The sequence below is a fragment of the Microbacterium sp. GXF0217 genome, from assembly GCF_054798195.1.
Window position 1 is genome coordinate 115,537 of the sequence record NZ_JBSJZG010000007.1, and the last position, 16,407, is coordinate 131,943.

Sequence of the window (16,407 nt, forward strand, 5' to 3'; positions counted from 1 at the left end):
TCGTCAGCCCGACGGACTCAGCGGATGTTGTTCTCGTGCCCGTGGCTGGAGCCGGTGGCCGGTGCCGGGATCGACTTCTGCATCTGCACGAGGAACTCGACGTTGGAGTTGGTCTCCTTGAGCTTGCCCAGCACGACCTCGAGGGCCTGCTGCGTGTCGAGGCCGGCGAGCGCGCGACGAAGCTTCCAGGTGATCTTGACCTCGTCGGGGCTCAGCAGCATCTCTTCGCGCCGGGTGCTGGACGCGTTGACGTCCACAGCCGGGAAGATGCGCTTGTCCGCCAGCTGACGCGACAGGCGCAGCTCGCTGTTGCCTGTGCCCTTGAACTCCTCGAAGATGACCTCGTCCATCTTGGAGCCCGTCTCGACGAGCGCCGTGGCGAGGATCGTGAGCGATCCGCCGTTCTCGATGTTGCGCGCCGCTCCGAAGAAGCGCTTGGGCGGGTACAGCGCCGAGGCGTCGACGCCGCCGGTCAGCACGCGACCGGAAGCGGGAGCTGCGATGTTGTAGGCCCGGCCGAGGCGCGTGATCGAGTCGAGCAGCACGACGACGTCGCGCCCCAGCTCGACGAGACGCTTGGCGCGCTCGATGGCCAGCTCGGCGACCGTGGTGTGGTCTTCGGCCGGACGGTCGAAGGTCGAGGCGATGACCTCGCCCTTCACCGAGCGCTGCATGTCGGTGACCTCTTCCGGACGCTCGTCCACGAGGACGACCATGAGGTGCGCCTCGGGGTTGTTCTGCGAGATCGCGTTCGCGATCTGCTGCAGGACGATCGTCTTGCCCGCCTTGGGCGGCGCGACGATGAGCCCGCGCTGGCCCTTGCCGATCGGGGCGACGAGGTCGATGATGCGCTGCGTCAGCTTCTCGGGAGCCGTCTCCAGGCGCAGGCGCTCCTGCGGGTACAGCGGGGTGAGCTTGCCGAACTCGACACGCGTGGCTGCGTCCTCGACGGAGAGGCCGTTGATCGAGTCGACCTTGACCAGGGCGTTGTACTTCTGACGGCCCTGCTGCTCACCCTCGCGGGGCTGCTTGATCGCACCGACGACCGCGTCCCCCTTGCGCAGGTTGTACTTCTTGACCTGGCCGAGCGAGACGTAGACGTCGCTGGAGCCGGCGAGGTAGCCGGACGTGCGCACGAACGCGTAATTGTCGAGGACGTCGAGGATGCCAGCGATCGGGATCAGGACGTCATCCTCGCCGATCTCGGTGTCGAACTCGTCCGAGGTGGTGTTCGCGGCACCGCGGCGCTTGTTGCGCTGGCGGTTGCGGCCGGACGACTGCTCGTCATCCGAGGCCTGCTCCTGCGCGTTGCCGTTCTGGCCGTTGCTGCTCTGGCCGTTGTTGTTCTGTGCGTTGCCGTTCTGGGCGTTGCCGCCACGGCCACGGCTGCGGCTGCGACTGCGGTTGCGGCCGCGGGCCGAGCCCTCCTCGCCGTTGTCGCCTGCGGCGTCGGCCTCGGAACCGTTCTGCTTCTGGGCGTCGGCCGGGGCCTCGTCTTTCGTGCTCTCGGTCGCGTCGTTCTTCGGCGTCTCAGCCGGCGCGTCGCTCTTCGCGTCCGCGGATGCCTCGGCCGGCGTCTCGGCCGGAGCCGCCGCCTTCTTAGCCGGGCGCTTGCGGCCCTTGGGCGCAGCGGCAGGAGCCTCGTCCTCGGCGGTCGGGGCCGCAGCCGGAGCGGCTTCGGCCGACGCGTCGGCGGCCGGGGTCTCGGATGCCGCGGCATCCGCCTTCTTGGCCCGCGTGCGACGCGGAGTCTTGGGGGCAGCCTCTGCCGGTGCTTCGGCCGCAGGTGCGGCCTCGGTCGCGGCGGGCGCTTCGGCCGCTGCCGCCTGGGCTGCGGCGGTCGCGGTCGTCGCGCGACGCGGAGCGCGCTTGCGCGCCGGAGCCTTGGTCTCGGCCGCGGCGGATGCGTCAGCCGCGGGTGCCTCGACAGCGGCGGATGCCGCAGCGGGCTGGTCGTTCTGGGTCTCGGAGAAATTCTCCACGAGTACTCCCTTATATGTCGTGGGATGTGAGCGTCAGCCGTGCACGACGGGTGCCGTGCACGTTCGTACGCACGAGCGCTTGGCGCTCGTAGGCCAGAACGATGAAGGTTCTGGAGGTGACGTACGGAATTCGCAGATTGCGATGGGGGCCAGATTCACGAAACTACGCGGACCCCTCCGCTCGTTCCTTTACTGTACCACCCCGCACATCGACCGCCGGCAGGATGGCGTCCCACGGGGTGTCGGTGACGCGGCGAGCGACCTCGACGGCCTCGAGGCGCCTGCCAGGCCCATCGCACAGCACGAGCACGCTCGGGCCTGCCCCCGAGACGACGGCGGCGAAGCCCTCCTGGCGCAGCGCCTGCACGAGCGCGTACGTCTCGGGCATCGCCTGGGCACGGTAGTCCTGATGCAGCCGGTCTGCGGTGGCGTCCAGCAGCAGTTCTGGACTCTGCGTCAGCGCCGCGATCAGCAGTGCAGAGCGCGACACGTTGAACACGGCATCCTCGCGGGGCACCTGTGTCGGCTGCAGGGAGCGGGCCAGCGTCGTCGAAACGGTGTGCTCGGGCACGAGGACGAGCGGTGCCACACCGCGGTGCACCTGCAGCTTCTTGTGCCGCGGTCCGTCCTCGCCGGTCCAGGCGATCGTCAGACCGCCGAACAGGGCGGGGGCGACGTTGTCCGGATGCCCCTCGAGCTCGGTGGCCAGGCGCAGCAGCGCGGCGTCGTCGAACGCGACGACGCCGTCGAGCAGCCCCTGCGCCGCCAGGATGCCGGCGACGACCGCCGCTCCGGAGGAGCCGAGTCCGCGGCCGTGCGGCACGCCGTTGCGTGCGACGATCCGCAGGCCGGGCACGTCGAGACCGGCATCCGCGTAGACGTGGGCGATCGAACGGTAGACGAGGTTCGACTCGTCCCTGGCGATCTCGTCCGCGCCGGTGCCGGACACCTCGATCTCCAGCCGATCATCCGGCAGGGGCGTGACGACGAGTTCGTCGTAGACGCTCAGCGCGAGGCCGAGCGTGTCGAATCCAGGTCCGAGGTTGGCGCTCGTCGCGGGGACGCGGATGACGATGGCGGTCAACTCACTCCCCCTCGACGCGCAGCACAGCGATGACGTGGTTGACGACGTCGCTCGCAGCCAGACGCTCGACCGTGGCGCTGAGCGCGCTCTCGGCGGCGCGGTGCGTGCCGATCACGAGGCGAGCGGTTCCTTCGACCTCGGCCGTCTGCACGACGGTGGCGACCGAGACGTCGCCTTCGCTCAGGATGCCGGCCACGCGCGCGAGCACGCCGGGCTGGTCCTCGACCTCGAGCGTGATCTGGTAGCGGGTCGTGACGTGGCCGATCGGAACGATCGGCAGGTTCGCCCTCGTCGATTCCCCGACGCCGACGCCACCGGCGATGTGACGGCGTGCGGCCGAGACAACATCGCCGAGCACGGCGGATGCCGTCTGCACGCCGCCAGCGCCTGCGCCGTAGAACATGAGCGAACCGGCGGCCTCCGCCTCGACGAAGACCGCGTTGTTGGCGCCGTGCACTGACGCGAGCGGGTGGCTGCGGGAGACGAGCGCGGGGTACACGCGCACCGAGATGGACTCGACGCCGTCGACGGTGATGCGCTCGCACACGGCGAGCAGCTTGATGACGTAGCCGGCTGCTGCGGCCTGCTGGATCATCCCCGCGGTGACGCCCGTGATGCCCTCGCGGTGCACCGCGTCGAGCGGAACGGTCGTGTGGAACGCGAGGCTTGCGAGGATCGCGGCCTTCTGCGCGGCGTCGAAGCCCTCGACATCCGCGGTCGGGTCCGCCTCCGCGTATCCCAGCCGCTGCGCGTCGGCGAGCACGTCGTCGAAGTCAGCGCCCTCGGTGTCCATCCGGTCGAGGATGTAGTTCGTGGTGCCGTTCACGATGCCCATGATGCGCACCACGCGGTCGCCGGCAAGCGAGTCGCGCAGCGGCCGGATGATCGGGATGGCGCCGGCTGCTGCTGCCTCGTAGTAGACGGAGGCGCCGACCTGGTCGGCGGCCTCGAACAGCTCTGGACCGTGGGTGGCGAGCAGCGCCTTGTTGGCGGTGACGACGTCGGCGCCGGAGCCCAGCGCCGCGAGGACCTGGGTGCGGGCCGGCTCGATGCCGCCCATCAGCTCGATCACGATGTCGCTGCCGAGGATCAGTTTCTCAGCGTCCGTCGTGATGAGCTCCTGCGGCAGCTCGACGTCGCGCTGGGCATCCGGATTGCGCACGGCGATCCCCGCGAGCTCCAGGCGTGCGCCGGCCCGGTCGGCCAGTTCGTCGCCGTGCCGCAGCAGCAGGGACGCGACCTGCGATCCCACCGCTCCGGCGCCGAGCAGCGCCACTCGAAGCCGTCGATACTGTTCCGGATCGTTGCCGCGGGTCATCGTTCTCCTTCTGCGGGGCCGGCGGCCCCGCCATCAGCGGTCGGGATGCCGGTGACACCGGCATCCCGAGCAAGCAGGTCGTCGATCGTCTCTCCGCGCACGATCACCCGGGAGGCGCCGCCGGAGACGGCCACGACGGCGGGGCGCGGGACGTGGTTGTAGTTGCTGGACAGCGACGCGCAGTAGGCGCCGGTCGCAGGGACGGCGAGCAGGTCTCCGGGGACCAGATCGCCCGGCAGGTACTCGTGGTCGACGACGATGTCGCCGGACTCGCAGTGCTTGCCGACGACACGGACGAGCACCGGATCGCCGGCGCCGGCCCGCGAGGCCAGGCGAGCCGAGTACTGCGCGCCGTACAGCGCGGTGCGCGCGTTGTCGCTCATGCCCCCGTCGACGCTCACGTATCGACGTGCTCCGGCGTCCAGCGCGACATCCTTGGTGGTGCCGATCTCGTACAGGGTGACGCCCGCGGTGCCCACGATGGCGCGGCCGGGTTCGAAGGCCAGCTCGGGCAGCGGGATGCCCCGGGCGGCGCAGCCGGCCGCGACCGCGTCCACGATCTCGGCGGCCAGCAGGGCGATCGGTGTCGGGTCGTCCACACGCGTGTAGGCGATGCCGAAGCCACCGCCCAGGTTCAGCAGCGGCAGCTCTCCCCCGGCGCGCAGCCGCTCGTGCAGCTCGAGCACGCGCGAGGCCGATTCCCGGAAGCCCGCGACGCCGAAGATCTGCGACCCGATGTGGCAGTGCAGACCGAGCAGGCGCAGTCCGCCGAGGTCGCGGATGCGGGCGACCGCCACCTCGGCATCCGGGAACCCGAAGCCGAACTTCTGGTCCTCATGAGCCGTCGCGAGGAAGTCGTGCGTCTCCGCGTGGACACCGCTGTTCACACGGATCAGGACGTTCTGGAGCCGGCCGGTGCGCGCAGTGATCGCGCCGAGCCGCTCGATCTCGATCAGGCTGTCGACGATGACCGTCCCGACGCCGACCTCGACAGCCCTTTCGAGCTCGGAGACGGACTTGTTGTTGCCGTGGAAGCCGATGCGCCGCGGCTCCACTCCGGCCGCGAGGGCGACCTCGAGCTCGCCGCGCGTGCAGACATCGACGTTCAGGCCTTCGTCGGTGACCCAGCGGGCGACCGCGGTCGACAGGAACGCCTTGCCCGCGTAGTACACGCGGGCCGTGGTGCCGTGCTCGGCCGTGGCTGCGGTGAAGGCGTCGCGGAATGCGCGCGCCCTGGTGCGGACCTCGTCCTCGTCGAGCACGAGGAGCGGCGAGCCGTGGGTGCGCACGAGCTCACCGGCGCCGAGACCGGCGATGCGGAGCTCACCTGAATCGTCGCGAGCAGCGGATGCCGGCCACACACCTGGTGCGAGGTCGTTGGCATCCTCGGGGATGCGGAGCCATTCGGGGGCGAGTGAATCGGCGGGGGGAAGCACAGCGGACCAATCGTGGGTTCGGGTTTCTCGGGCGAAGAGACGCACGGCGAGGTTGCCCCGATTCTAGAGCAACGGCACGTCCGGCTCCGCCACGGTGACGCCGTGTTCCGCGGCTGTAGTCGATCCTGCCCGATGAGGGCAAGCCCCCTCGATCGAGCGCGGTGCGTGCCCTACGTTGGCGGCATGGAGTCAGCACACGACGAGCCCTCTCCCCCGTCGCCGCAGAAGGGCGGCCTGCCGCGGATGCTCGAGCGCGTCACGGCGTGGGCCCTTCGGCGCAAGCTCGTGCGCGCGGTTCTGCTGTACGGCGAACGGCGCGGTGCCATGCTGGCGGACAGTGTCACGTATCGCGCACTGTTCAGCGTGTTCGCCGGCGTGCTGCTGGGCTTCTCGCTCGCCGCTGTGTGGCTCGCCGGCAACCCAGAGGCGTGGCAGGCGCTCATCGCCTCGGTGGATGCTGCCATCCCCGGTCTCTTCGGCGAGGACGGCGTGATCTCCGACCCCGACGAGATCGCCGTGCCCGTGGGGCTGTCGATCGCGAGCATCATCTCGATCGTCGCCCTGGTGGGTGCGGCGCTCGGCGCGGTCGGGTCGTTGCGCACCGCGGTGCGCACGATTGCCGACACGGTGATGGCGGATGCCTTCATCGTCTGGGTCGTGCTGCGCAACCTGCTTCTCGCTGCCGGGATCGCCATCGCTTTCCTGGCCGCAGCGGTGCTCACCGCGCTCGGGGGGCTCGGAGTCACCTGGGTGACGGAGCTGCTCGGCATCCCGACCGACTCGGTCGCAGCCGCGTGGGGCGTCCGAGCGGTCTCGATCCTCGTCGTGTTCGCATTGGATGCGGGCCTGGTGGCCGGAGTCTTCGTCCTGCTCTCCGGGCGACGTGCCCCCGCTCGCGCTCTCTGGTCAGGCGCCGCCCTCGGCGCGGTCGGGCTCATCGTGCTGCAGGAACTGTCCACCCTGTTCGTCGGCGGCGCGGCATCCAACCCCTTGCTTGCGACCTTCGCCTCACTGCTGGCCCTGCTGATCTGGATGAACTTCTCGACCCAGGTGATCCTGATCGCCTGCGCGTACATCGTCACGGCGATCGAGGAGTCCGAGGACCGGATCAGCGCGCGATTCGGCGCGAGTACCTTCGCCCAGCGCCGCGTGCAGCGGGCGGAGCACGATGTCGCCGTCGCCGTCGCCACGCTGAAGGCCGCGCGGGATGCCGCTCAGGCCGCCCCCGGTGCCGCCGCGAAGACCGAGGACGCGCGCTCCTCGGGATGACGCCCTACTCGCAGACGCCGTTCTCCTGCAGGGCCGTGTCCGAGACGATGCCCCCCGCGACCGACAGATCGATGACCGCCGCCGTCCCCTCGATCGTCAGGCCCGTGAGAGTGAGACCGGCCGGCAGCTGATCCGCGATGCAGATGTGCTGCGTCTCGGTCAGGCGCGCGCCCAGATCGCCGAGGCGATCCGAGACCTGATCGGCGTTGAGTTCGATCCCGCCGATGAGCAGCGCGACCGGAGTGAGGGTCAGTTCGCCCCCTTCGGCGCCAGGCGTGGCCGTGAGTGCCAGCGGCAGCGTCAGCCCGAGAATCGGGACCGACCCGGTCGCCGTGACATCCGGCGCCTCGAACTCGAGCGAGTCGATCGGAAGGTCGGTGTCGCCGAGCAGCGCTTCGAACTGCTCCTGATCGATGCGGACGGTTCCGCTCGCCGACTCCAGGTCGCCACCGCGCAGCGGAACGCCGAGAGCCGTGGCGTCGACGGCGCCGGTGATCTCGCCGAGCGTAACGGCATCCGTCGAGAGCTTCAGCTCCGTCAGCGATCCTGAGATCAGCTGCGGCAGGAGGATGCCTTCGGTCTGGACGTCGAGCTGCTGGTCGGCGGGAAGATCGAGCTCGTCGATAACGATCCCGCGGACGATGCCGGGGAGCACCGCACGCGCGATGAGCTCGGCTGCGACGACCAGCACGATGAGGAGCACGACGATGCCGCCCACGACCCACGGCCACCGCCTGCCCTTCGGCTTCGGGGCGGATGCCTGGGCATCCGCTCTTCCGGGGATCACGAGGGTCGGATGCTCTATCGAGAGGTCCGGGTACGGCTCGGTGCGGTTATCGTCGCTCATGATCCCTTTCGGCAGCCCGCTCTGACTACATGCGCTCTGGCGCCGAGACGCCGAGCAGATCGAGTCCGTTGCGGAGCACCTGTCCTGCCGCATCGTTCAGCCACAGGCGCGTACGGTGCACGTTCTCGATCGGGTCGTCTCCCTGCGGGATGACACGGCAGTTGTCGTACCAGCGGTGGTACAGCCCGGCGAGCTCTTCGAGATAGCGGGCGACGCGATGCGGCTCGCGGACCTCGGCCGCATAGGCGACGATGCGCGGGAACTCCTGCAGCGCACCCAGGAGCGCCGACTCGCTCTCGTGCGTCAGCGTCTCCGGAACGAACTCGCTGCGGTCGACGCCGGAGTCTGCCGCGTTGCGACCGACGTTGTGGGTGCGGGCGTGGGCGTACTGCACGTAGAAGACGGGGTTGTCGTTGGTGCGCTTCTGCAGCAGTTCGGGGTCCAGGTCCAGCGGCGAGTCGGCGGGCGAACGCTCCAGCGCATAGCGCAGCGCATCCGTGCCGATCCATGCACGCAGATCGTCCATCTCGATGATGTTGCCCGCACGCTTGCTCAGCCGGGCACCGCGGATGGAGACCAACTGCCCGATCAGCACCTGGATGTTCTTCTCCGGGTCGTCTCCGGCAGCACCAGCGACGGCCTTCAGCCGATGCACGTAGCCGTGGTGGTCGGCGCCCAGCAGGTAGATCTTGTTCTCGAATCCGCGGTCGCCCTTGTTCAGGTAGTACGCGGCGTCGGCGGCGAAGTACGTGTACTCGCCGTTCGAGCGGCGGATGACGCGATCCTTATCGTCGCCGAAGTCGGTCGTGCGCACCCAGACGGCGCCGTCCTCGTCGAAGACATGACCCTGCTCGCGCAGGCGGTCGACGGCCTGGTCGATGAGGCTCGAGCCGGCGGCATCCTTCGCATGCAGCGTGCGCTCCGAGAACCAGACGTCGAACGGCACGTTGAACTGCTGGAGCGAGTTCTTGATCTCGGCGAGCTGGTACTCGTAGGCGAGATCGAGCGCCACGACGAGCTGCTCGTTCTCCGGCAGGCCGAGCAGGTCGGGGCGCGCTTCGAGCACGCGGCCGGCGAGCGTCGCGATGTACTCGCCGGGGTAGCCGCCCTCCGGGGTCGGCTCGCCCTTGGCCGCAGCGACGATGGACAGCGCGAAGCGGTCCATCTGCGCGCCCGCGTCGTTGATGTAGTACTCGCGCACCGCATTCGCGCCGCTGGCGAGCAGGAGGCGGACGATGGAGTCGCCGAGCGCAGCCCAGCGGGTGTGCCCGATGTGCAGCGGGCCGGTGGGGTTGGCCGAGACGAACTCGACGTTGACGCTCACGCCTGCCTGCGAGTCGTTGGAGCCATAGGCCGCACCGGCGTCGACGATCGTCTTCGCCAGGAGGCCTGCGGCGCCCGCCTCGAGACGGATGTTGATGAAGCCGGGACCGGCGACCTCGGCGCTGGCGATGCCGTCGACCTCGGCGAGCGCCGCGGAGATCTGCTCGGCGAGCGCACGCGGGTTGGTTCCGAGCGGCTTCGCGAGCCGCATGGCCAGGTTGGATGCCCAGTCGCCGTGGTCGCGGTTGCGCGGACGCTCCAGCACGATGTCGGATGCCACGAGGTTCAGGGCTTCGTCCGGGCGCAGCGAAGCCGCGATCGGGGTGACGACGGTGAGGAGGGCTGCGGCGAGGGTGTCTGGGTTCATAGCGACCCCAGTTTACGGCTCCGACCGGGTCGGAATTTGCGTTGGGACGATCGTGATCTACTCTCATGCCATGAACCTGGCCTCCCGTGCGCATCGAGGGCGCGTTCTCGCGCTCGGCGCACTGGGGCTGGTGGCGCTCTCGGTCCTGCTTCTGGCGCTGTGGCGGCCGTGGGCTCCGCTGCCCGAGGCGGCGCCGATCGGCGCCGGAGACGAGCAGATCGTCGTGGAGCCTGCACCGCTCGCACTGCCGGGGCATCCCGTGATCCTGGTGTTCGGCGACTCCTGGACGTACGGCTCGGCCGCGACCCCGTTCACGAGCGGATACGCGTATCTTCTGGGCGGCCTGCTGAACGGCGAGTCCGTGGTCAAGGGCGTGCGCGGCAGCGGCTATCTCAAGCCGGGCATCGACGGGCCCGCCTTCGGAGAGCGCATCGCGGCGCTGAATCCGGGGCTGGCCCCTGATCTCGTGATCATCCAAGGGTCGATCAACGATCGGCTGCAGGGAGAGACGGGCTACCGCGAGGCCGTGAACGCGGCGTGGGACGCGATGACCGGCCTCTACCCGGATGCCGCGATCGTGGTGCTGGGCCCCGCGCCGCATGAGCTGCCGATCGGCGAGGGCACCGCCCGCATCGACGTCGATCTCGGCGAACTCGCCGCGGCGCGCGGCTGGTGGTACATCTCCCCCATCGAACGCGGGTGGATCACCGACGACAACTACCTCGACGTGATCGATGTGGATCTCGGTCGCAAGCATCCCTCCACGGAAGGCCACCGGTACCTGGCGGAGAAGGTGGTCGAGGCGCTGAGCGAAGTCGGCGCAGAGCCCACGGCAGCGCAGGCGACGTCGGAGACCGTGCCCGAGCAGTGATATCGTCGTTCGGTACGCCTCCGTAGCTCAGTGGATAGAGCGCCGGTTTCCGGTACCGTAGGTCGCAGGTTCGACTCCTGTCGGGGGCACATTTCGAAGAGGGCCGTCCATCCGGACGGCCCTCTTCACGTCTCCGTCTTCGCGAACCACGATCGCACCCCGGCTACGGGCTCGTTGTCCTCCATGAGCACGTGACGGGCCTTGCAGATCTCGCCAACTCCGACCCGGCATCCCTGACAGCTCGCGCCGACGCGATACGGCAGGCCTGGAACGCACTCTGAAGCGGGCGCGTCCGACCGATAAGTTGTGCACAATTCAATTGCGTGCAATCATTGTTGCATGAGCATCACGGACGACATGGTGTGCTTCTCCCTCTACTCGGCGGCGCGCGCGACGACCCAGACGTACCGCACGCTGCTCGCTCCCTGGAAGCTCACCTACCCCCAGTACCTCGTGCTCGCCGTGCTGTGGAACGAGGGCGAGCAGACGATCAGCTCGCTCGGCGACGCCATGCAGCTCGACTCCGGCACCCTCTCGCCCCTCGTCCGTCGCCTCGAGCAGGCAGGGCTGGTGACCAAGACGCGCAGCACGGCCGATGAGCGCGTGGTCACGGTGCAGCTCACCGACCAGGGTCACGCGATACGCGCCGAACTCGCCCCCATCCGTGCGCAGGTGGCCGAGCTCGCCGGCATCCGCGACGATGCCCACCGCCGCCGTCTGATCGCCGAACTGCAGGAGCTCACCGCGCTTCTGCAGGCCGGCGCTCCCGCAGCCAAGAACTGACAATCGAAAGGATCCACACGATGGAAGCCCTGTACACTGCCGAGGCCGTTGCCACCGGCGCCGGCCGCAACGGCCGCGTCGCCACCGGCGAAGGCCGCCTCGACCTGAACCTCGCCATCCCGAAGGAGATGGGCGGCTCCGGCGACGGAGCGAACCCCGAGCAGCTCTTCGCGGCCGGCTACGCCGCGTGCTTCCACTCCGCACTGCAGAGCGTCGCGCGTGCGCAGAAGGTCTCGATCACCGACTCGTCCGTCGGTGCCCGCGTGCAGATCGGCGCGAACGGCGCCGGCGGATACGGCCTCGCCGTCCAGCTCGAGGTCGTCATCCCTGAGCTCCCCCACGATCAGGCTCAGGCGCTGGCGGATGCCGCGCACCAGGTGTGCCCCTACTCGAACGCGACGCGCGGAAACATCGACGTCGCCATCACGGTCTCGGAGGACTGATGCGCGCTCTCATCCATCACACGTTCGGCCCGGCGGAGGACGTCCTCGCCCTCGAGGATCGCCCGCTGCCGGAGCCGGGTCCAGGACAGGTCCGGCTGCGGATCCTGCTCTCCCCGATCCACAATCATGACATCTGGACCATCCGCGGCTCCTACGGATTCAAGCCCGAACTGCCCGCCGCATCGGGCACCGAGGCCGTCGGCGTCGTCGACGCCGTCGGCGAGGGCGTCGACAACCTCGCCATCGGCCAGCGCGTCGCCAGCGGCGGAGCGTTCGGCGCCTGGGCGGAGTACCTCGTCGCCGGAGCTGCCGGGCTCATCCCGGTACCGGAGTCCCTGCCGGACGAGGCCGCCGCACAGTTGATCTCGATGCCGTTCAGCACGATCAGCCTGCTGCAGTTCCTCGAGGTCGGTGCAGGCGACTGGATCGTCCAGAACGCTGCGAACGGCGCCGTCGGACGCCTGCTCGCTCAGCTCGGCAAGGCTCGCGGTGTCAACGTCCTCGGTCTCGTTCGCCGAGCCGATGGCATCGAAGAGCTGCGCTCGCAGGGCATCGAGAACGTCATCTCCACCGATCAGGACGACTGGCGCGCGCAGGCGGCCGAGCTCACCGGCGGCGCCCCGATCGTCGCCGGCGTGGACTCGGTCGGTGGCGAGGCATCCGGACACGTGCTGTCGCTTCTCGCCGAAAACGGCACGCTCGTCGCGTTCGGAGCGATGAGCTCGCCCGTCATGCAGATCGCCTCCGGCGACGTCATCTTCAAGCAGGCGACGGTCAAGGGCTTCTGGGGCAGCAAGGTCAGTCAGACGATGGATGCCGCCACCAAGGGCGCTCTCTTCAGCGAACTGATCCAGCGCGTCACCGACGGAACGCTCACGCTGCCGGTCGCCGGCATCTTCGACGCCGCGGATGCCGCGGACGCCGTGCGCGCCAGCAGCACCGCCGGGCGCATCGGGAAGGTGCTGCTCAAGTTCTGACGGGCTCTTGACCCCAGCAGGGAAGACAAACGCCGGCTGTCGCGCCTGACAGCCGGCGTTTGCCTTCCAGCCTGGGCTACGGGGCGTTCTCCGGGTAGCGTCCTGCCCTGCGTCTCGCCCGCTCGGCAGGACGCGCAAGGCGAATCACTCGGTACCTGAGACCCACGCGTACGGCAGGAACTTCCCGTCGATCGTGATCACGACCCTGTCCCCGTCGGGATGAGGCACCCGATCAAAGGAGATGCTGCAGTTGATCGCACTCATGATGCCGTCGCCGAACTCGTCGTGGATGAGGGACTTCAGCGCGGGGCCGTACACCTGCACGAGCTCGTGGAAACGGTAGATCGTCGGGTCGCTGGACAGCTCGGATGCCGGCGCACGATTGGGCTGCCGAACGAGGGCGGCGACCAGCTCGTCATCCAGGTCGAGCGCGTAGCCGAGCTCCTCAGCCTGCCCCGGCGTCAGCGGATGCATCCCCAGCGTCGCTGCGGCCAGCCAGACCGGCGGGACGTCGAGCCGGTCGGCGAGCGTCCGCCAGCTGAGTCCGGCCCGGGTGCGCCGCTCCTCGATCAGTTCGCCGGCATCCTGCTTCGAGATCATCTCGTGTCGACTCCTCCCGGCGCGCGCGGCGCCTGCGTTGTGTGCTCGCCACGCTAGGGAGGTCACGTTGCAGCGGCGCATCGCGGACGTCACGAGCGGGTTACATCAGATCCGGCCGCGCACGGGAGAGCGCTCGACAGGGTCGCCCGCATCCGGCATCGTCATCTCTGCGCGCACCCCGAGAAGGCGCACCTCGCGCTCGGCATCGAGCGTCTCGGCCAGCGCGACGGCGGCGGTCACGACCTCCTCGCGGTTGCTGGTCAACGCGGGGAGCATGCGGCCGAACGTCTTCGTCTCGAACGGCGCGTACCGGATTTTCAGGTGAAGGCGCATGACCGGACGCCCCTCGGCGGCGCAGTCGTCGAACGCCTGCCCGGCGAGCTCGCGCACAGCGTCTGCGACGGCGGCCGGGCTCGTGAGGTTCTGCTGGAACGTCGTCTCCCTGCTGTGGCTACGGGCGACCCACGGGGTGTCGTCGACGACAGCAGGGCCGATCCCCGAGCCGAGACCGTGATACCAGAGGCCCATCTTCGGCCCGAACTCGCCGACCACGACGGCCTCATCGGAATCCGCCAGTTCCTGCACCGTCGTGATGCCGTGCGCTGCCAAGCGCTTCTGCACCTTGGGCCCGACTCCCCACAGCTCCCGTGTCGGCTTCTCCCCCATCACGTCGAACCAGTTCTCCCGCGTCAGCCGGAACATCCCGCGCGGCTTCCCGAACTCGGTCGCGATCTTGGCTCTGATCTTGTTGTCGCCGATGCCGACGGAGCAGTGCAGCCTGGTCGCGTCGAACACGGCATCCTGAGCCTGCCGCGCTGTCACTTCCGGATCATCGGTCTCGACGCCGAGGAAGCACTCGTCCCAGCCGATGACCTCGAGCACCACGCCGGGCAGCGCCCGCAGCGCGGCCATCGCCTCGTGGGATGCCTGCTCGTAGGCTGCATGGTCGACCGGCAGGAACACCGCGTCCGGCGGCGCCTTCCGCGCGGCGATCTTCAGTGGCATCCCTGAGCCGATGCCGAAGGCGCGAGCCTCATAGGATGCCGTGGACACCACCGCCCGTTCGGTCGGATCGCCCCGTCCGCCGACGATGACCGGCAGTCCGGCGAGCTCTGGCCGACGCAGCACTTCGACCGCGGCGATGAACTGATCCATGTCGACGTGCAGCACCCAGGCGCCCATGCGACGAGTCTGGCGCGTGTCGGTGCGGATGTCACCCGGTGTTTCCGGACGGCGCAGCACCTATGCTGACGCCGTGCCCTCATCCCTCGCGCCCATCGCCGTCGGAATCGCGCGCGTGATCGTCGGCGTGACGACGATCGGGACCCTGCTGTTCGCGTACGCACTGCGGATCGCCGTCGGCGACGGCAGCCCGTTCGACTACTTCGGCTACTTCACCAATCAGACCTCGCTCTGCACGGCCGTCGTGCTCATCGTCGCCGGGCTCACCATGCTGCGCCGCCGGCCGAGCGGAGAGGTCCTCCTCACGGTCCGCGGCATCGTGACGACCTACGTCATCATCGTCGGCGCGGTCTACAACGTCCTCGTGCCTGGGACGGGTTCCGCACCGGCTTGGGTGAGCGCGGCCCTTCATACCGTGCTGCCGATCGTCGTGCTCGCGGACTGGGTCCTCGCTCCCGATCGCCGGCCGCTCCCCTGGCGTCGGATCTGGATCGTGCTGCCGTATCCCCTGGTGTGGCTGATCGTGGTGCTGCTGCGCGGGGTCACGGACGGCTGGGTCCCCTACGGGTTCCTGCTCCCAGAACGCGGCGCCGCCTCGCTCTGGCTGCACATCCTCGCACTGCTCTGCGCGGTGCTGGCGGCCGCCGCGGTGGTCTGGGCGATCAGCCGCGCCCGAGCGCTGGTGTACCCTTCAGGAGGCCGAGCCGGCCCCGAACCGACCCGAAGGCAGGTGATGCGCGATGTCCAGTGATAGTCGCCGCGCCACCGTTTCTGCTTCGCCGGTCGGTCGCTCGATGCGCTGATCCTCGCACGCAGGCGGTGGCGTGAACGCGCCTATGCGCGTATGCGCGCCCCACCGCGACGCCGCCCGGCGTCGTGCGAAAGCTCTCCGATCGAGGTGAACCATGACCGCTCTCATCGACAACGCCGTCTACGTCGACGGCCGCCGCGCCGGCAACCCGGCAGACCTGACCGACACCTACGAGACGATGCGCGAGAACGCCGGCATGGCGTGGATCGGTCTGTACCGTCCGAGCGCGGACGAGGTGCACTCCATCGCCGAAGAGTTCTCCCTGCATCCGCTCGCGGTCGAGGACGCGCTGTCGGGCCACCAGCGCGCCAAGCTGGAACGGTACGGTGAGACGCTGTTCGTCGTGCTGCGTCCCGCCCGGTACCTGGATGCCGCCGAGGTGGTCGAGTTCGGCGAACTGCACATCTTCGTCGGCAAGGACTTCGTCGTGACCATCCGCCACGCCGAATCGCCGAGTCTCGCGACGGTCCGCCGCCGCCTCGAGGCGACGCCCGAACTGCTGGCGATGGGACCGGAGGCCGTCCTGTACGCGATCCTCGACGAGGTCGTCGACGAGTACGGTCCCGTGATCGCCGGCCTCGAGAACGACATCGACGAGATCGAGGACCAGATCTTCGCCGGCGATGAAGCCGTGTCGCGGCGCATCTACGAGCTCTCCCGTGAAGTCATCAACTTCCAGCGGGCCACCCGCCCCCTGGTGGGCATGGTCGAGGCGCTGGGACGCGGTTCCGACAAGTACGAGGTCGACCTCGAACTGCAGCGCAGCCTGCGCGACGTCCTCGACCACACGCTGCGCATCGTCGAGCGCGCCGATTCGTTCCGCGCGATCCTCGAGAATGCCCTGAGCCTGAACGCTACGCTCGTCGCCCAGCGCCAGAACGACGAGGTGCGTCGCATGACGGAACTGAGCCTCGTGCAGAACGACGAGGTGAAGAAGATCTCCGCGTGGGCCGCGATCCTGTTCGCGCCGACGCTGGTCGGCAGCATCTACGGCATGAACTTCGACGTGATGCCGGAACTGCACTGGGCATGGGGTTATCCGTTCGCCATGCTCCTCATGCTCGGCGTCGGCGTAGGCCTCTACGCCGCATTCAAAGGGAAGAAGTGGCTGTAG

At 69.1% G+C, this 16,407-nt stretch carries 15 protein-coding genes and 1 tRNA gene; 8 read left to right on the forward strand and 8 right to left on the reverse strand.

Translation table 11 applies throughout. The features are described from left to right. Nucleotides 1-17: 17 nt before the first annotated feature. The 4 genes from rho to lysA form a co-directional block, all read right to left on the reverse strand. Complete coding sequence (gene rho / locus ACWAT3_RS14625) at nucleotides 18-1,982, reverse strand: transcription termination factor Rho (RefSeq protein WP_460799575.1); 1,965 nt, start codon at nucleotides 1,980-1,982, stop codon at nucleotides 18-20. Between the two features lie 163 nt (nucleotides 1,983-2,145). Then, nucleotides 2,146-3,066 (reverse strand): homoserine kinase, encoded by a 921-nt coding sequence (gene thrB, locus ACWAT3_RS14630; RefSeq protein ID WP_460799576.1) that lies wholly within the window; start codon nucleotides 3,064-3,066, stop codon nucleotides 2,146-2,148. 1 nt (nucleotide 3,067) lies between these two features. Beyond that, nucleotides 3,068-4,384, reverse strand: coding sequence for a homoserine dehydrogenase (locus ACWAT3_RS14635; protein ID WP_460799577.1), 1,317 nt, complete (start codon nucleotides 4,382-4,384; stop codon nucleotides 3,068-3,070). After that, nucleotides 4,381-5,820, reverse strand: a complete 1,440-nt coding sequence (lysA, locus tag ACWAT3_RS14640) for a diaminopimelate decarboxylase (RefSeq protein ID WP_460799579.1) — start codon at nucleotides 5,818-5,820, stop codon at nucleotides 4,381-4,383. Before lysA ends, ACWAT3_RS14635 begins: the two co-directional genes overlap by 4 nt. Before the next feature lie 183 nt (nucleotides 5,821-6,003). Here lysA and ACWAT3_RS14645 point away from each other — a divergent pair, with 183 nt between their 5' ends. Beyond that, nucleotides 6,004-7,089, forward strand: coding sequence for a YihY/virulence factor BrkB family protein (locus ACWAT3_RS14645; RefSeq protein WP_460799580.1), 1,086 nt, complete (start codon nucleotides 6,004-6,006; stop codon nucleotides 7,087-7,089). A 4-nt stretch (nucleotides 7,090-7,093) separates the two neighbouring features. Here the strand turns inward: ACWAT3_RS14645 and ACWAT3_RS14650 are convergent, their stop codons facing one another. Further along, entirely contained in the window at nucleotides 7,094-7,936 is an 843-nt protein-coding gene (locus tag ACWAT3_RS14650; RefSeq protein ID WP_460799582.1) for a DUF2993 domain-containing protein, read from the reverse strand. Between the two features lie 25 nt (nucleotides 7,937-7,961). Then, nucleotides 7,962-9,626 carry an arginine--tRNA ligase gene (gene argS, locus ACWAT3_RS14655; protein WP_460799583.1) on the reverse strand — a complete coding sequence of 555 codons (1,665 nt, stop codon included), beginning with the start codon at nucleotides 9,624-9,626 and terminating at the stop codon, nucleotides 7,962-7,964. 70 nt (nucleotides 9,627-9,696) lie between these two features. Here argS and ACWAT3_RS14660 point away from each other — a divergent pair, with 70 nt between their 5' ends. The 5 genes from ACWAT3_RS14660 (at nucleotide 9,697) to ACWAT3_RS14680 (ending at nucleotide 12,700) form a co-directional block, all read left to right on the forward strand. Beyond that, nucleotides 9,697-10,497: an SGNH/GDSL hydrolase family protein gene (locus ACWAT3_RS14660; protein ID WP_460799585.1), complete on the forward strand. Its 801-nt coding sequence runs from the start codon at nucleotides 9,697-9,699 to the stop codon at nucleotides 10,495-10,497. Between the two features lie 16 nt (nucleotides 10,498-10,513). Then, nucleotides 10,514-10,586, forward strand: a tRNA-Arg gene (locus ACWAT3_RS14665). A gap of 250 nt (nucleotides 10,587-10,836) precedes the next feature. Then, nucleotides 10,837-11,280: a MarR family winged helix-turn-helix transcriptional regulator gene (locus ACWAT3_RS14670; protein ID WP_460799586.1), complete on the forward strand. Its 444-nt coding sequence runs from the start codon at nucleotides 10,837-10,839 to the stop codon at nucleotides 11,278-11,280. A 20-nt stretch (nucleotides 11,281-11,300) separates the two neighbouring features. Next, nucleotides 11,301-11,723 carry an organic hydroperoxide resistance protein gene (locus tag ACWAT3_RS14675; RefSeq protein ID WP_460799588.1) on the forward strand — a complete coding sequence of 141 codons (423 nt, stop codon included), beginning with the start codon at nucleotides 11,301-11,303 and terminating at the stop codon, nucleotides 11,721-11,723. Continuing rightward, on the forward strand, nucleotides 11,723-12,700 hold the full coding sequence (locus ACWAT3_RS14680; protein ID WP_460799590.1) for a zinc-binding dehydrogenase: 978 nt from the start codon (nucleotides 11,723-11,725) through the stop codon (nucleotides 12,698-12,700). Before ACWAT3_RS14675 ends, ACWAT3_RS14680 begins: the two co-directional genes overlap by 1 nt. Nucleotides 12,701-12,844: 144 nt before the next feature. Here the strand turns inward: ACWAT3_RS14680 and cynS are convergent, their stop codons facing one another. Together cynS and ACWAT3_RS14690 are read right to left on the reverse strand one after the other, a co-directional pair. Beyond that, complete coding sequence (gene cynS / locus ACWAT3_RS14685; protein WP_460799592.1) at nucleotides 12,845-13,300, reverse strand: cyanase; 456 nt, start codon at nucleotides 13,298-13,300, stop codon at nucleotides 12,845-12,847. A 105-nt stretch (nucleotides 13,301-13,405) separates the two neighbouring features. Continuing rightward, nucleotides 13,406-14,482: a DNA polymerase IV gene (locus tag ACWAT3_RS14690; protein WP_460799593.1), complete on the reverse strand. Its 1,077-nt coding sequence runs from the start codon at nucleotides 14,480-14,482 to the stop codon at nucleotides 13,406-13,408. Between the two features lie 73 nt (nucleotides 14,483-14,555). Between ACWAT3_RS14690 and ACWAT3_RS14695 the strand changes: the two genes are divergently transcribed. Together ACWAT3_RS14695 and ACWAT3_RS14700 are read left to right on the forward strand one after the other, a co-directional pair. After that, nucleotides 14,556-15,233 carry a Pr6Pr family membrane protein gene (locus ACWAT3_RS14695; protein WP_460799594.1) on the forward strand — a complete coding sequence of 226 codons (678 nt, stop codon included), beginning with the start codon at nucleotides 14,556-14,558 and terminating at the stop codon, nucleotides 15,231-15,233. 154 nt (nucleotides 15,234-15,387) lie between these two features. After that, nucleotides 15,388-16,407: a magnesium and cobalt transport protein CorA gene (locus ACWAT3_RS14700; RefSeq protein WP_460799596.1), complete on the forward strand. Its 1,020-nt coding sequence runs from the start codon at nucleotides 15,388-15,390 to the stop codon at nucleotides 16,405-16,407.

Coding starts and splice junctions, on each gene's coding strand:
- ACWAT3_RS14635 (WP_460799577.1), bottom strand. CDS start 4,384: ATGACCCGCGGCAACGATCCGGAACAGTATCGACGGCTTCGAGTGGCG.
- ACWAT3_RS14645 (WP_460799580.1), top strand. CDS start 6,004: ATGGAGTCAGCACACGACGAGCCCTCTCCCCCGTCGCCGCAGAAGGGC.
- ACWAT3_RS14650 (WP_460799582.1), bottom strand. CDS start 7,936: ATGAGCGACGATAACCGCACCGAGCCGTACCCGGACCTCTCGATAGAG.
- argS (WP_460799583.1), bottom strand. CDS start 9,626: ATGAACCCAGACACCCTCGCCGCAGCCCTCCTCACCGTCGTCACCCCG.
- ACWAT3_RS14660 (WP_460799585.1), top strand. CDS start 9,697: ATGAACCTGGCCTCCCGTGCGCATCGAGGGCGCGTTCTCGCGCTCGGC.
- ACWAT3_RS14670 (WP_460799586.1), top strand. CDS start 10,837: ATGAGCATCACGGACGACATGGTGTGCTTCTCCCTCTACTCGGCGGCG.
- ACWAT3_RS14675 (WP_460799588.1), top strand. CDS start 11,301: ATGGAAGCCCTGTACACTGCCGAGGCCGTTGCCACCGGCGCCGGCCGC.
- ACWAT3_RS14680 (WP_460799590.1), top strand. CDS start 11,723: ATGCGCGCTCTCATCCATCACACGTTCGGCCCGGCGGAGGACGTCCTC.
- cynS (WP_460799592.1), bottom strand. CDS start 13,300: ATGATCTCGAAGCAGGATGCCGGCGAACTGATCGAGGAGCGGCGCACC.
- ACWAT3_RS14690 (WP_460799593.1), bottom strand. CDS start 14,482: ATGGGCGCCTGGGTGCTGCACGTCGACATGGATCAGTTCATCGCCGCG.
- ACWAT3_RS14700 (WP_460799596.1), top strand. CDS start 15,388: ATGACCGCTCTCATCGACAACGCCGTCTACGTCGACGGCCGCCGCGCC.